This window comes from Lachnoclostridium sp. Marseille-P6806, assembly GCF_900625025.1.
GTDB lineage: Bacteria > Bacillota > Clostridia > Lachnospirales > Lachnospiraceae > CAG-791.
The window spans coordinates 1-15,564 of the sequence record NZ_LR130579.1 but is presented as its reverse complement, the minus strand read 5'-3'; the positions used below and the strand labels follow the sequence as shown (position 1 = coordinate 15,564).

Genomic DNA, 15,564 nt, shown 5'->3' with positions numbered 1-15,564 from the left:
CATGGGGACTTCCGCTTCAAGTAAAGGACCAGGAGCAGGCGTTTCTTTTGATCCGCCATGGCTAGATGATATTGATGTTCCTGGACAAGATAACCAGAATAACAATGTGAATCCAGCTATAGGAATTGCTCCGAAAGCGCGGTTTGGAAGTGCGCGAAAAAGCATGGGAGAATATGTCCGTTCCGGTAGTAAAGATTCTGCGAGGAGATCGCTAGGGCATTATTCAAAAACTGGAATGGGTGGGGCACAAAATGTTGCCCGCAGAATGCGCACATCAACAAAAACCGCATCAAACTTCTTCAACACTTTCCGTTCTCTCAGAGATGATACTACTTTTTCTTTAGGAAAAGAGATATCGGAGCTCAAGAATCGCGGAGCAGATGCATCTGAAATAATTGATGCCATAGTGGGTCATGTATGTCCAAAAGGCGGAAGTGTTGATGAGGTATCCTGCCGTGATTCAGGAACATCCGCATTAAGTGAGTTTATGGATCAAAATCCAGATGCTGATTTCAGCAATTTGAGCGACGATCAGATTTGGTCATTAACGGCAATATATCTTGGTAATGAGGCTTTTAACAGAATACAGATGGATATTGGGCAAGCCTTTGAAAAGCAGGATGTTCCTTATGTTGACCGTGTGAATAGGTTGAATGATATGCGAGATTATATTCAATCGGAAATTGCAACACAGATGGATGCATTGAGAAAAACGACGGATCAAAATGTGGACATGAATCAACTCTTTCAAGATACGATAAAAAATACATTCGAAGTATTCGAGGTTGAAGTATGAGTAAAGTCATTTGTTATCCGCGCTGTTGTAAACCCTCAGCTTACGATGATAGCGCATTATATTTTGAAATGTTCTCTACGCCCGAAGAAAATCGTACGAACGTAGGGCATGTTGGGTTGCAAATCCTTAAAGAGATGCGTAGATCCCAAATACATCCGTTAGTGCCCGCGTTTGATTTTCTAATGATAGCTTTGGGTGTAGTTTCTGCGGACAAGGCTGTATTAAGAAGCGAATGTGCTGATGGATGGACGCGGCAAATTGAGATGACAGTATATGTTCATGAGTTCGATAAATGGCTACAAGAGAAAAAACAACTTGAAGAGATGCTCCGCTTTCTAACGGGGGATTTCTGGACTATACATTTTGAAAAGCTTGATGCACCAATATGCCCCAAAAAGGATTATCCATTGAGAAGCAATGATTGCGTCTGTTTGCTCTCAGGAGGAATGGATAGCCTTGTAGGTGCCATTGATCTTCATGAGGAAGGACGAAATCCGCTATTCCTTTCCCAGATCGTTAGAGGAGATGCAGAGCACCAGCGCGCTTATGCTGCGGCTGTTGGGGAAGATAATCTATGTCAATGGAGCAATAGTGTAAAAAAGCATGGAAGGACAGAAAACTCCACAAGGGCGCGATCAATAATCTTTTTTGCTTATGCTCTTCTGGCATCATGTGGCATTGATTATAACGAAGATGGAAGAAAAGAAATATTTGTTCCGGAAAACGGTTATATAAGCCTTAATATCCCGCTTGATCATATACGGATTGGTAGTCTTAGCACAAAAACAACGCATCCCGTATACATGAGAATGCTTCAGAATATTTGGAATGATCTTGATCTTAAAGTGGATCTCGTTCTTCCATATAGATTCAAAACAAAAGGAGAAGTTCTCACCGGTTGTAAAAATCAGGATTTGATGAGAACCCTCATTTTCGGCTCAACAAGTTGCGGTAAATATCAGAGACATGGATTGCGACATTGTGGCGAGTGCGTTCCTTGTTTAGTAAGAAGAGCGGCATTCTTAAAGGCTGGCCTAAAGGATGACACGGAGAATGGTTATTGCGTTGAGTCCCTGAAAGGATCTACTTCTCAAGATGTTTCTGCGGCAGCAATGGCGTGTATAGAAGTTCAAAATCATGGGATTGAGAGATTCGTTAAGTCAGCTTTGTCATTTAGTGAGGCTCCTGAAAGAAAAGAGTATTTTGGCGTTGTAAGTCGTGGTTTAGACGAGATACGGACTCTTTTGATGGAGCATAATGTATTATGATCGATTTTCACTGTCATTTAGATTTGTATGAAGATCCTATGAAAGTATTTGACGAGGTTAAGGGAAGGAAAACGGAAGTACTTGCAGTCACTACCAGTCCCAGAGCGTTTGTCAAAACTTCACAGTACTTTAAGGGATCAAATAATGTAAGAGTAGCACTTGGATTTCATCCAGAACTAGTAAAACAGCGTTTCTCGGAAAAAGAATTATTTTTTGAACAGATGAAGTCAGCTCGATTCCTGGGGGAAATAGGCATAGACGGGTCCCAGAGAGCGAGACAATCAATTTCTGAGCAGATAGAGTTCTTTGATGAAGTGCTTCATACTGCTGCTGTTTATGGAGGGAAGGTCTTAAGCATCCATTCCAGGGGAGCCGTAAAAGAAGTGCTGCAAATTCTTGGAAAACATGAAGGAAAGTATGTTGCAGTACTTCATTGGTTTACTGGAAGCGCTAAAGATGCGGAAAAAGCAGTCGAACTTGGCTGTTGGTTCAGTGTTAATCCCAATATGTGTTTTACTGCTACGGGGAAAAAGGTGATCGGCTGCATACCACTTGATAGGATGCTTCCAGAAACGGATGCTCCATTCACACAAAAAGATGGTGTGCCATATATGCCGTGGGATACAACAGTTACTTCATATTTTGCAAAAGAGAATAGCATTGGGATTGATGACATGAATGAATTGTTTCATAGAAATCTACAAGCTTTAATCAATACAAAGTAAGAATGTATTGACATGCAAGGAAATTATAAGGGCATAACTCTCTTCGACAGCACCTGATTCAAGGAAGCCTTCATGGAATCACGGAAGCGTCTGACGCCTAAAGATAGCAGAAGTAAAGAGAGTTTAGGGGCTTCCTATGTAGGACGCCCCTAATGCAGTAGAAGAACTAAAACAACCGAGAAAGCATCCGACAGAGAAAAGCGTGGAAGCGAGATGCGTTTAAATACTTTGAGATAATATAATTGATACAACAAATCATCAGAAAGAGTAGGTTAGAGATATGGGAAATATATCACAACGATTTATATATAATTTGTCCGCTGCTGCACCCTTATGTTTTATCTTTGCCTTGGTTTGGTATTGGCAAAAAAAGACTAGGGATATTTCATGTATTGCAATATGTATAGGAATCGTTCTTGTTATACTGTTTATTGTATCCTTTGCTTATGGAAAAAGGCATTTTGCCCCCATAAAAATAAGAATAAATGATATAGCCCCTTATGATAGTTGGGTTATTGTGTATATAATCACATATATGTTTCCATTTGCAAGTCTGGCAATTAAGGATATTAATTTAATAATTTGCGTTATTATAGCTGGTATGTTGATTATGGCAGCACCATGTGTTAATACAGCAATTCCCAATCCGATATTATTTTTACGAGGATATCATTTTTATCAAGTGAGCGGTGAGCATGGGATATCGGGAAGCGTTTTAATTAGTAATAGAAAACTTAGAAAAGCGAAAGATGTGAAAACAGTTAATAGGATTTTTGACTATTTGCTTTTGGATGCAGAGAGGAGATAAATATAGCATGTTTGAGGATTGTTCAATAATAATTATTGCAAACGGAAGTCATTTAGATGAATTGTATAGACTTGAAGTTGATGCAGACACACAAAAGGAAGTTTGCTTATCACTTGATAGTGCAGTAAATGATTTGATTTCTGAAAAAACAAAAATTTCATTCGATGGCAGTTATAAACCAAATAATGACGAGTTTTTAGTTATTAAAAATTTTCATCTTTCAGATGAAATTAAAGATGCAATAAGAGATCCATTAGGCGTGCCTGCATATCAAAAAGAAAACGGTGAGTTTTATGAAATTAAAGCAATATTTGTTGGAAAGAGGACGGAAACGGAGGATACTGAAAGATTTCAAGTTGCCTTTCAGCGCTTTCGTAAAGAACAATATATCACTACAAATTGGGTAAATTTATTTTTCACTAGAGATACATTTAGAAGAGAAAAGAACTTTGGAATAAGTATTTCTGATACGGCGGATTGTTATTATACAGAAGGAGAATTGCAATTTTCCTCTTTCTATTTTGCAAGGCAGATTTTTGATTTGAGTGAATATTATAGATCTGCAACGGATCAAGAAGTTCAAGCATTTGCAACAAGTGACAAATTATCTTTCGAAGATACAGAGGCATTTAAGAATACGGCTAATACTTGGATAAGGAGAAAAATAGCTATGATTAATGATTCTGATGTGCTTGTAAATTATAAAGCATCAGAAATAAAAAAATTGGCTAAAGACGCCGGGATAAGGATTGCGGTTGAAAACAAGAAAGTTGTTATTCCAAATGATAAAGAACAGATAAAGGTTATTCTCGGCTTTTTGGATGAGGAGGCATATAAGGGACCGTTTTCGCAAAATACGTTCCTTGCTAATTCAAAAAGAAAGGTTAATAAATAATTTGTAAAAGAAGGGATAGTTTACAAGATGAATGTATTTTTTATAAAGAAATCAAAACTTCTAATTTCAGCAAGAAATAAAGTTTATTAAACTGCCAACTTTGCAATGGTTAAAGCTTATTGGAATATTGGAAAATCAATCATTGGAGAACAAAATGGTAACGAAAAGGCGGATCACGGAACAGGTTTATTGAAAGAATTTTCAAAACAAATGACTCAAGATTTTGGGAAAGGATTTACCGTTGCAAGCTTGAGAAATATGCGGCAGTTTTATTTAACGTTTCCAAACGGCTACGCACTGCGTAGCGAATTGAGTTGGATGTATTATCGACTTTTGATGTGATCTGAAAAGCAAATTACATGAGAATTTTATTTGGAGGAAACTGTAAAGTCTCAATGGAGTACCAGACAACTTGATCGTCAGATAAATTCTTTCTTTTTTGAAAGGTTATTGTCCAGTAAAATAAAGAACAAGTTGCAGAGGAAGTAAAGACATTATAGCTAGCGAAAAAACAGAAGATGTTATTCGTGAACCATATGTGTTGGAATTTCTTGAACTGACATAATGACGATTTTTATGAAAGTGATTTAGAGCAAGCGTTAATTACGTATTTGCAGAAGTTCCTTTTTGAACTTGGCAGAGGTTTTTCCTTTGTCGCAAGGCAGAAAAGAATAACGTTTGATGAACGTCACTAGTTATATTTTGTGGGAAAAGGGATGCACTAGCAGTATTAGTACTGTATAAATGTTGTCTGTTTTTCCGCCATTTTGTGGGGATATGTTTTAGTTCGATACTTATGTTGAGACGGTAGTAATGCTTTCCCACAAGGCTCCGGACAGTCATATCAACGTAAAAGTGAAGTTTGGCGAGGGAAAAGGAAAGGTGCCGCTTGATAAAATAGCGGAGAGGGCAGAAAAGTACAAACCAAAAGAAAAGGTTACATATAAGAAAATAAAGGAGTACATAGAAGAAAAATACGGATTCAAGGTACACACCGCTTACATAGCAGAAGTGAAAAGAGCGTTTGGCCTGCCCATGTATGATGCTCCCAATGCAGTTGAGAAATTAAAGAATCGTAAGGCACATCCGACAAAAGATAAGGTAAGGGCCATCACAGACGCATTAATTCATTTTGAACTTATCAGCAAGAAAGAAGCATCAGCAGTAAAAATCGCACATTTGTCTGGTGTCTGATGTTCACGGTACAATGGACCTGAAAAGGAGGTTGATGAGCATGTTGTGGAAGAAGAAAGAAAAACACTATCTTTATCTTACATACGAAGAGCTGCGCATCGTCATGGCCAGCCTGGTCCATTGTAAAAACAAGCTGATCCGTGAGGGCAGATACACAGACTGCATCGACGAAATGATCGTGAAGGTATCCCGTCTGATGTGAGTTACTACAATTACATATCGTTCCTTTGGGAGCCGCTTATTCTGACAAAGAGTAGGCGGCTTTTTCTATTTCCCTACATAGCCGTCTGCTGCCGCAGGCGGCTCAATCTTTGAAAGGAGGAAAAACCCCAATGGTAAAGACAAAGGTCATTTCCGTGGCGAATCAGAAAGGCGGTGTCGGCAAAAGTACGTCCGTGTACTGTATCGGGGCCGGTTTGGTCGCCGCCGGGCATAAAGCCCTGCTTGTCGATGTGGACCCGCAGGGCGATCTTACCAAAATGCTAGGCCAGCGTAAGCCCCATGAGCTGTCGCTGACCCTGGCAAACAAGATAAATGATATTGTCGCCGGAATGGATGCACCGGTACACCCGGAAGTCATGCACCATGCGGAGGGCTTTGATTTCGTCCCGGCCAACCGCACGCTCTCCGCCGTAGAGGTGGGACTGGTCAATGTGATGAGCCGGGAAACGGTGCTGCGGCAGTATCTGGACAGTGTCAAACAGGATTACGACTATGTTCTGCTGGATTGCCGTCCCTCTCTTGGCATGCTGGTCATCAACGCTCTGTCTGCTTCTGACTATGTTTTGATTCCCGTGCAGGCGGACTATCTTGCGGCGGAGGATATGACGGAACTGATCGGGACTGTGCAGAGCATTAATCGGCAGATCAACCCTAAATTGAAAGTGGGCGGCGTGTTCCTGACGATGGCGAATGAGACAAACTTCCGCAGAGACATCGTAAAGTCTGTCCGGGAGAACTTCGGGAGGCATCTGTCCGTGTTGCAGACTGTTATCCCCTCTACGGTGCGGCTTGCAGAGATCAGTACCGCGGACAAGAGCATCTTTTTGCATGAACCAAAGGGAAAAGCGGCAGATGCCTACCGCAGTCTGGTAAAGGAGGTGATGAGCATTGGAGAAAAAGAGCGCAGCCGATCTTCTGACCTCGGTCGATGAACTGTTTACCACGCAGGCGGAACGGGATGAGGCAAAACGGGAAACGGTAAAGAAGATTCCCATCTCCGAGATCAGCGACTTTCCAAACCACCCCTTTAAGGTGCGGATGGACGAAGCCATGCAGGAGATGACAGAGAGCGTGAAACAGTATGGGGTGCTGGTTCCCGCTATGGTACGTCCAAAGCCGGAGGGCGGCTATGAGATGGTTGCCGGGCACCGGCGCAAGCTGGCGGCAGAGCTGGCACAGCAAACGGAGCTTCCCTGTCTTGTGCGAGATCTTACCGGTGACGAAGCCATTCTTCTGATGATTGACAGCAACCTGCAGCGGGAAAAGATACTGCCATCGGAAAAAGCCTTTGCCTACAAAATGAAACTGGAGGCGATGAAACGGCAACAAGGAGAACGTACAGACTTAACTTCTGTCCCAGTGGGACAGAAGTCGGGATTAACATCAAGAGAGATACTTGCAGATAATTCGCCGGATAGCAATACACAAATTCAACGTTACATTCGTCTGACAAACCTTATCCCTCCGCTGTTGGACATGGTGGATGAGGGCAAGATTGCCATGCGCCCTGCCGTGGAGTTGTCCTACCTGTCCGAAAGCGAACAGATGGCTTTACAAGAAACAATGGAAATGGAGGACTGCACGCCCTCTTATGCTCAGGCGATCAAATTGCGGAGATTTTCGGAGGAGGGAAAGCTGAACGGAGATGTGATTCTGTCCATCATACAGGAAGAAAAACCAAACCAGAAAGAACAGGTAAAGATCCCAAAAGAGCGTATCAGCAAATTTTTTGCACCGGGGACGCCCGTACAAAAGATTGAAGATACCATCGTCAAGGCACTGGAACTTTATCGTAAGCGTCAGAGGGATATGGAACGGTAACTCTCCGCCAAGGGGGACGTATTCCCTGCTATGGGAGACCGTTTGTGTTTCATTCCCCCTCTCCACACCTCACCCCCTGTTACCAGCTGTACCAGCTGAAAAAAGAAATATGATCCATGCCTCCTGCCGGAGAGTTCCGGCACGGAGGATTTTCTTTTTCAGCAGGTAAGCGATATTGGCAGAGCCAAAGAAATCTCACGGAAAGGAGGCGATCAGGATGAATGCGAAAACCATAATCGGAATCGCGCTTGTTGCTGTGATTATCGGCGTGCTGGCATTTCTGAAAATCAAAGGCAGACGCAAGTAATCTTCCACAGGGCGGCATGTTTGGCTGCCCTGTACATAGAAAAATATGAGGAAGGAGATTTCCACAAATGAAACGGGAACGGTTTGAAGAGCGGCTTCTACGTATCTTTGCAGAAGCCGGATATCAGCCAAGTCAGCTTCTGGATATCACACCGGAGGAAATGGTGGAGATACCGGGGATCACGGTGCCCAATATCCGGACGGTTCTGGCTGTTCAGAACAAGGCACTGGATGAAGCTTATGGCGACCATAAAAAGGTGGTGGGTGCGCGTATTCTCTCAGAGATTTCGGAGGCAATGGCAAAAGAAGGAAAACGAGGGCAAAGAGGAAACGGGGTAAGATGCGATGAAGAAAGAAAAGCATATCATCTGGAGCAATTACTTTCTGGACTATGACGACTGGAAGGATGACCTGGAGGAGCAATATCCGGATTTGTCCGAGGATGAGCGCATCTCCCTGATGTATGAAATCAACAATGACTACCTGGAAGATGAGCGCATGAACCTCAACATCCAGTTGGACCGCCCGATTTTAGTGATCGGAGATCTGGGATTATGGGATGGCCGCCACAGCGGATACAAGGAGATCGAGAGTGGGAACATCCGGGACTGCCTGTACGCCGATACGGATTACAGCACCTGGTACGTAGATCAGCTGGGCGACCTGCGATGCGACGCCATTCATCACGACGGCACCAACCACTATCTCTACCGTGCCTATAAAGATGGCATAAGTGATTCCCAGATCGACCTGTTGAAAGAGAAACTGTATGACGGAACGGCGACCCGCGCCGATAACACAAGAGTGACCCGCAGGCTGGGCGATGACATTGCCAGAGTCTACGGGCTTTCTCTTCCCTGGCAGCGGCAGAGCACGGAATTGCAAAGGTAGAAGGAGGCGTAAGCGATGGCAAGAAGGTATGAGCTGATTACGGAGCTGTATCAGCGTATGCAGGAAGCAGTGACCGCTCCGCAGGAATGGCAAAGATTTCTTTCGACCGCCTGCCGGAACTATAAGCTTCCCTTTGATGAACAGCTCCTGCTTTTCGCCCAGCGTCCGGATGCCACTGCTGTACTGGAGATCGAGCGATGGAACAGGCAGTTTGGGCGCTGGGTCAACCGCGGCGCGACGGGAATCGCGGTCTTTGACCGGAACGCTCTCGGACGGTCGCGGCTGAAATACTACTTTGACATCTCTGACACCCATCCGGGACGGTTTGCCAGGCGGGTCCCGCTCTGGCAGATGCGTCCAGAACATGAAGCGGAGATCACGGAGGCACTGGAAAACAACTTTGGGGAGCTGACGGATAAGAGCGGCTTTGCCGAAGCCCTGCTATCCGCAGCCAGGAACGTCGTAGAGGACAATCTTCCGGATTATCTCTCAGAACTGAAATACTACAAGGAAAACAGCCTGCTGGAAGAACTGGACGATTTCAACCTGGAAGTGATTTACCGCGATCTTGTCCGAAACAGCGTAGGCTATATGCTCCTTTTCCGGTGCGATATTGATCCAGCTTTGTACTTTACCGATGATGATTTCCGGGGTGTGATTGATTTCAATACCTCACAAGTCTTAAATGCCCTGGGTGTAGCCACCGGCGACATCGGACAGATGTGTCTTTCGGAGATCGCCCGCACCGTTACGTCGCTGGAGCGGCAGACAAGTTTGAATCGCACAGTGGCGAAGCTTCCGGAGGACGCTTATCCTATAAGCGAAAGCAAGACCAATATACAGGAAAGGAGCGAGGCACATGAACGGGATCACATACAGAATGCAGGACGGCTACCGGATACCGAACCTGCTTCCCCCGCAGGAGATAGAGGTGACGATTGGGAAATACGGCCTGCTGCGCAGGAGGTTCCTGCAGGAACACCGCAGGGTGATGTTTACCAACCTGCTGACCAGCGGCAGGCTGACGGAGCACCTGCTGGAGATCGAGCAGACAGCCAGGAGCCGGGTGGAGCAGATCACGGAGCAGCTGGCGAAAGCCGAGGGCGTGACGGAGCAGCTGAAGGCCGCCAACCAGATGAAGTGGGTGGGGCTGATGAACAGCATCCGGCAGGCCGCGGAGGAGACCGTGCTGATGGAGCTGATCTACAGCTAAACGAAGAAACACCGGAGGAAAACGCGGGAACTGGGGCCCCCAAAAAGCAAATGCTTTTTGGGGAAAGGAGAAGCAAGGGAGCGGAGCGAGAAAGGGAATCCGATGTGGATTCCGTTGCGAGCGGTGCGGACTTTGCGACGACGCGGCTTCCCGCGTTTTTGGATGAGGAGCTGATCTTCGCCATCCTTGCCAACTCGGATGACGACCTGAAATACAAGAAGGCGCAGATCGAGATGTATTTTGCTGCACACCCCGATACCGAGGAACGGACAGAGTATCTGAAAAGCGCCTATCCGGACCGCTATACGGCGCTGCTTGTGGGAGCATCCCGCAGGCGTGTGGGCTATAAAGCACAGGAGAACGGCCTTCTTATTTGGGAGGGCTCTTATCTATCCCGCAGCAGGGAAAGCGTCTTTTCCTGGCAGATCGTGGCAGATTGGACCGCCCAGATCATCGACAAAGGCGACTATCACCTGAACAGGGACAGCAAGGGGCTGAAAACACAAGAGACCCGGCAGCTGTCCCTCTTTGATTTCGCAGAATTTACCGCACCGGAGCAGATGGCACCGGCAGAACCCGTAGCCTATGGGCTCCGCTATCCCCAGCAGGTGATCGATGAGGCTCTTTGTATCGGAGCCAACGACCGTAACAGCCGCCTGATCATCCGCGCCCACTTCATGAAGAACAAGCCCCTTGCGGAGAACGCCCGTTTTCTCATGGAGCATTACGGAGAGAACGGCGCTGGCTTTTACTTGAATGACCGTCCGTATGCCATCTGGTACAACACCGAGGGAATTCGCCTCTCCTCCGGGGACAGCACACAGGGAAATGCCTCCATGCTGATCTCCTGGGAAGACGCGGCTAAGCGTATCCGGGAACTGTTGGACGCCGGACGCTACATGCCTCAGGCAGAACTTGACCGGGTAACAGACTATGAATATCAGGAGGTGGCAAACAGCCTTTGGTATCTCCGTCAGGACTTTGCGGAGGAAGCACGGGAACAGGCCTTGCTTTCGCAAATCAACGGTATCTATACGTCAGGCGGCGGTTTTCTGGAGCAGACGGCACAGATCAAGGAGCTGCTGAAACAGCCGGAGACTTTGCAGGTGCTTGTGGAGGAGTTACAGGACTTCATCTCCGCTTACGAGGGAAACCGCGATCTTCTGCGTTTCCACTTTCACCGCCCGAAACGAATACTGGAACGGCTGACCGACCTGCAGCGTGAGCCAGTCCGCTTTACCGCCGCCGAGGATTACGATCCCCAGCGGCGCTTCTTTATCTCCTTGGACGAGATCGACGGGCTCTTACGGGGCGGCAATTCCCATTACAGGCTGGGCGTTTACTCCTTTTATCTGGAACACCCGGATATGAACGAGCGGGCAAAATATCTGGCGAACTATCACGGCGACAGCGGTCAGCATGGCGGCAACGACAACATCACCTATGGCAGCAAGGGCCTTTCCTTTAGCCACGGCAGCATCACAGCGCCCTATGCCAAGCTGGACTGGAGCTGGAACAAGGCCGCGCAGCGTATTGCAAGCTTGATTGAGAGCGGCAGTTTTCTGTCCGAGGAAGACCGGGCTGCCATGCCGGATTATGAGCGGCGGGTACTTTCGACCATTATCCTCCGCGCTTTTTATGATCTTCCGGAGGAGCACCCCCGTCCGTTCAGCGGCAACCCGATCAGCGATTATTGGGAAGCGGCCCGGGAAATCCAAGCACAGCTCACCGATCCGGTAAAGGTAGAAGCAATCTATCCGATGCTGGTCTCCGCAGCGGACAGTAGCACTCCAGACGACCGGTATTATCAGGACCGGCAGGACGCTTTATTCGCCTTTGTCTCCTACCGGGATGGCACCTATTCCCTGTTCGGGGAAAAGAATGAGTCGGCTCCGACCCCGCCACAGACGCGGGAGGTCCAGCAGGAAAAAACGAAGCAGACTGACTTGGAGAAGGCCATCTGGCTGATCAATGCCTACTGCCAGGAGACCTTTGAAAGTGATGCGGACTTTGCCGACCTTTCCCATGTGGACCTGGCCCTTTCCAGTACCAGCGACGGTGAACATCTAATTGAGGTTTACGCTGATCTTGTGAATTTCCGCCTGATCTATGCCGTGGACGGGGAACCGGTCTATACCAATGAGTGCCAAGGTTTTGCCGAGCTGAACGAGTACCTTGCCAGCCTGGATTTCGACGCTATGGTTGCAGATGCGGAGGAAGCATTTTCTAACAGGCAACCGGAACTATCTGGAATAGAGCAAAGTGCTCCGAAGCCGACACGAGAGGCAGCACCGGTGGCCACCCTTACGCCGCCGAAACCTCGCCGGGAGCGTGTGACCTTTGCCATGCTGCACCCGGAGATACCAGCCGAAGAAAGACACGACTTCCACATCACTGACCCGGAACTGGGCTACGGCACTCCCACGGAAAAATACAGTGCCAATGTCGCCGCCATCCGCACCTTACAGCAGATTGAAGCCGAGGAGCGGCTGGCCACACCAAAGGAACAGGAAATCTTATCCCGCTACGCGGGCTGGGGCGGTCTGTCCGATTGCTTTGATGAGCGCCACAGCAAATATCCGGAACTGAAACGCCTGCTGACCGAGGAAGAATACGCTGCCGCCAGAGCCAGCTCCCTGACCGCCTTTTATACCTCTCCGGTCATTATCAAAGCCATATACGACGCCCTCTCCCAGATGGGCTTTCAGGGCGGCAACATTTTAGAGCCCGCCTGCGGTGTCGGAAACTTCATCGGGATGCTGCCGGAAGGCATGTCGGCACGCCGTACCTAAGGCGTGGAGATCGACAGTATATCAGGGCGGATCGCCCAGCAGCTTTATCAGAACAGTCCGATCGCCGTGAACGGCTTTGAAAAGGTTCAGATGCCGGACAGCTTCTTTGATGTGGCCGTGGGCAACGTGCCTTTCGGTGACTTCAAGGTGCTGGACAAGAAATACGACAAGCACCACTGGCTGATCCATGATTACTTTTTCGGCAAGACCTTAGATAAGGTGCGTCCAGGCGGCATCATTGCTTTTATCACCAGCAAAGGGACAATGGACAAGGAAAACTCCGCCGTCCGCAAATACCTGGCCCAGCGTGCCGATCTGATCGGGGCCATCCGCCTGCCGGATAACGCCTTTAAGCAGAACGCCGGGACGGAAGTCACCAGTGACATCCTGTTTTTGCAGAAGCGGGACCGCATGACGGATATTGAGCCGGACTGGGTACATCTGGACACGGATGAAAACGGCATCCGGATGAACGCCTATTTCGTGCAGCACCCAGAAATGGTGTTGGGCAACATGGTCATGCAGACAGGCCGCTTTGGAGAAGAAAGCGCCTGCAAAGCCCATGAGGACGGCGACCTGGCCGAGCAGCTGCGGGACGCCATCACGGGCCTCCATGCGGAGATCACCGCCTATGAGGTGGAGGAGCTGGAGGAGGACGAGGAAGACCGTTCCATCCCAGCCGATCCCACAGTACGCAATTTCAGTTACAGCATTACGGACGGCGAGTTGTATTTCCGGGAAAACTCCCGCATGTACCCGGTATCCGTTTCTGTCACGGCGGAAAACCGCATCCGGGGCATGATCGCCATCCGGGACCGTGTGCGGCGGCTCATTGAGCTCCAGACCGAGGACTATCCGGAGGCGGACATCCGGGCCGAACAGGGGAAATTAAATCGTCTCTACGACGACTACACCGCCAAATACGACAGGATCACCAGCCGGGGTAACAGCCTTGCCTTCGGGGAGGACGCCAGCTACTGCCTGCTGTGTTCTCTGGAGGTGCTGGACGAGGAAGGAGGCTTCAAGCGCAAGGCGGACATGTTCACCAAGCGCACCATCCGGCCCCATGTGCCGGTGACGACGGTGGACACCGCCAGTGAAGCCCTTGCCGTTTCCATCTCGGAAAAGGCGCGGGTGGATATGGCATATATGGCGGAGCTCTCCGGCAAGACCGGGGCGGAGCTGGAAGCCGAGCTTTCCGGCGTGATCTTCCGGGACATCCGGTGCGCGGAGGAAGCGGCGGATATTTCCAGGGCATTTATAGACCTTGAACGCTTCTCCTTTGTGACGGCGGATGAGTATTTGTCCGGGAACGTGCGCAAAAAGCTCCGCATGGTAAAGGCGCTGGCCGAGGCAAGGCCGGATCTGACTGAACAGGTACAGGGAAATATCACGGCGCTGGAGGCCGTGCAGCCGGTGGACCTGACCGCAGGCGAGATTGGTGTGCGCATTGGCGTCAACTGGATACCCATAGAAGTCTACGAGCAGTTCATGTATGAGCTTCTGGGAACCGGCTATTATGGCAGGGATCGCATCCACGTACTCCACTCCAAAGCTACCGGCGAGTGGAACATCACCAACAAGAATGCCGACAGCAGCAACGTCAAGAGCTTTACCACCTACGGCACCAAACGGATCAGCGCCTATCACATCCTGGAGCAGACCTTAAATCAGAAGGATGTACGCGTCTTTGACCATCTTTATGATGAGAGCGGAAATAAGAAAGCGGTGCTGAATAAAAAGGAAACGGCCATCGCCAAGGACCGGCAGGAGCTGATCAAGACACAGTTTGCCGAGTGGATCTGGAAGGACATTGACCGGCGTGAGCAGCTGTGCTGCATTTACAACAAGACCTTTAACTCTATCCGTCCGCGGGAATACGACGGGCAGCACATCCGCTTCTCTGGGATGAACCCGGAGATCACGCTTCGAAAGCATCAGATCAACGCCATCGCCCACATCATGTACGGCGGGAATACCCTGCTGGCTCACGAAGTGGGAGCAGGGAAGACCTACGAGATGGTCGCGGCGGCGATGGAATCAAAGCGTCTGGGGCTGTGCACGAAATCCCTTATTGTGGCGCCCAACCACCTCACGGAGCAGTGGTCCGGCGAGTGGCTGCAACTCTATCCGTCGGCCAACATCCTCGTTGCCACCAAAAAGGACTTTGAGACCAAGAACCGTAAGAAATTTTGCGCGAGGATCGCGACCGGGGATTATGACGCAGTGATTATCGGCCACAGCCAGTTTGAAAAGATCCCTATGTCCGCCGCGCGCCAGGAGATCCTGATCCAGCGCCAGATCGATGAGATCCTGGACGGCATCGACGAAGCCAGGCGCGCCAAAGCGGAGCGCTACACCGTCAAGCAGCTGGAGCGAACCAAGAAACAACTGGAAGTGAAAATGGCAAAGCTCAACGACCAGAGCCGAAAAGACAGACTTGTGACCTTTGAAGAACTGGGCGTGGACCGGGTGTTTATCGACGAGAGCCATTATTTTAAAAACAGTGCGAAACGTTGTGCATAAGTTATCGTTGACAGCGATAGCGAACAGCACCATGTGAATGCACTTAGTAATAAGAAAAGTTCACAGAGAACTTGAATCTCAAATCAGGGGTGAAAGCCCCCTGCCAT

General features: G+C 48.4%; 13 protein-coding genes and 3 pseudogenes. All 16 read left to right on the top strand.

All coding sequences use genetic code 11. The features are described 5' to 3' along the window. Nucleotide 1: 1 nt before the first annotated feature. Complete coding sequence (gene qatB, locus E0E20_RS08095) at nucleotides 2-796, top strand: Qat anti-phage system associated protein QatB (RefSeq protein WP_130837708.1); 795 nt, start codon at nucleotides 2-4, stop codon at nucleotides 794-796. Continuing rightward, nucleotides 793-2,064, top strand: a complete 1,272-nt coding sequence (gene qatC / locus E0E20_RS08090; protein ID WP_130837707.1) for a Qat anti-phage system QueC-like protein QatC — start codon at nucleotides 793-795, stop codon at nucleotides 2,062-2,064. Before qatB ends, qatC begins: the two co-directional genes overlap by 4 nt. Beyond that, entirely contained in the window at nucleotides 2,061-2,789 is a 729-nt protein-coding gene (gene qatD / locus E0E20_RS08085; protein ID WP_130837706.1) for a Qat anti-phage system TatD family nuclease QatD, read from the top strand. Before qatC ends, qatD begins: the two co-directional genes overlap by 4 nt. Nucleotides 2,790-2,931: 142 nt before the next feature. After that, nucleotides 2,932-3,031, top strand: a pseudogene (locus tag E0E20_RS14765) (RNA methyltransferase); the annotation flags it as partial. Nucleotides 3,032-3,069: 38 nt separating this feature from the next. Continuing rightward, the gene (locus E0E20_RS08075) at nucleotides 3,070-3,597 is read left to right on the top strand and encodes a hypothetical protein (protein ID WP_130837705.1); all 528 of its coding nucleotides are present in this window, start codon (nucleotides 3,070-3,072) and stop codon (nucleotides 3,595-3,597) included. A gap of 7 nt (nucleotides 3,598-3,604) precedes the next feature. Then, the gene (locus tag E0E20_RS08070) at nucleotides 3,605-4,492 is read left to right on the top strand and encodes a Kiwa anti-phage protein KwaB-like domain-containing protein (protein ID WP_165444035.1); all 888 of its coding nucleotides are present in this window, start codon (nucleotides 3,605-3,607) and stop codon (nucleotides 4,490-4,492) included. A 105-nt stretch (nucleotides 4,493-4,597) separates the two neighbouring features. Next, nucleotides 4,598-4,834 (top strand): DUF1016 N-terminal domain-containing protein, encoded by a 237-nt coding sequence (locus tag E0E20_RS14205; RefSeq protein WP_242622725.1) that lies wholly within the window; start codon nucleotides 4,598-4,600, stop codon nucleotides 4,832-4,834. Between the two features lie 269 nt (nucleotides 4,835-5,103). After that, nucleotides 5,104-5,187 (top strand): hypothetical protein, encoded by an 84-nt coding sequence (locus E0E20_RS14760; RefSeq protein ID WP_442911477.1) that lies wholly within the window; start codon nucleotides 5,104-5,106, stop codon nucleotides 5,185-5,187. Nucleotides 5,188-5,287: 100 nt separating this feature from the next. Then, nucleotides 5,288-5,686, top strand: a pseudogene (locus E0E20_RS08060) (23S rRNA (uracil-5-)-methyltransferase RumA); the annotation flags it as partial. 40 nt (nucleotides 5,687-5,726) lie between these two features. After that, nucleotides 5,727-5,888, top strand: coding sequence for a hypothetical protein (locus E0E20_RS13925; RefSeq protein ID WP_165444034.1), 162 nt, complete (start codon nucleotides 5,727-5,729; stop codon nucleotides 5,886-5,888). A 130-nt stretch (nucleotides 5,889-6,018) separates the two neighbouring features. Then, complete coding sequence (locus E0E20_RS08055; RefSeq protein ID WP_130837702.1) at nucleotides 6,019-6,840, top strand: ParA family protein; 822 nt, start codon at nucleotides 6,019-6,021, stop codon at nucleotides 6,838-6,840. Next, complete coding sequence (locus tag E0E20_RS08050; protein ID WP_130837701.1) at nucleotides 6,797-7,729, top strand: ParB/RepB/Spo0J family partition protein; 933 nt, start codon at nucleotides 6,797-6,799, stop codon at nucleotides 7,727-7,729. The genes E0E20_RS08055 and E0E20_RS08050 overlap by 44 nt, the downstream gene beginning before the upstream one ends. A 374-nt stretch (nucleotides 7,730-8,103) precedes the next feature. Continuing rightward, the gene (locus E0E20_RS08045; protein WP_130837700.1) at nucleotides 8,104-8,430 is read left to right on the top strand and encodes a hypothetical protein; all 327 of its coding nucleotides are present in this window, start codon (nucleotides 8,104-8,106) and stop codon (nucleotides 8,428-8,430) included. Next, nucleotides 8,381-8,926 carry a hypothetical protein gene (locus E0E20_RS08040; RefSeq protein ID WP_130837699.1) on the top strand — a complete coding sequence of 182 codons (546 nt, stop codon included), beginning with the start codon at nucleotides 8,381-8,383 and terminating at the stop codon, nucleotides 8,924-8,926. The genes E0E20_RS08045 and E0E20_RS08040 overlap by 50 nt, the downstream gene beginning before the upstream one ends. Before the next feature lie 15 nt (nucleotides 8,927-8,941). Further along, nucleotides 8,942-12,931: a hypothetical protein gene (locus E0E20_RS14755; RefSeq protein WP_442911475.1), complete on the top strand. Its 3,990-nt coding sequence runs from the start codon at nucleotides 8,942-8,944 to the stop codon at nucleotides 12,929-12,931. A gap of 930 nt (nucleotides 12,932-13,861) precedes the next feature. Next, nucleotides 13,862-15,457 (top strand): annotated as a pseudogene (locus E0E20_RS14750) (SNF2-related protein); the annotation flags it as partial. Between the last annotated feature and the right edge of the window lie 107 nt (nucleotides 15,458-15,564).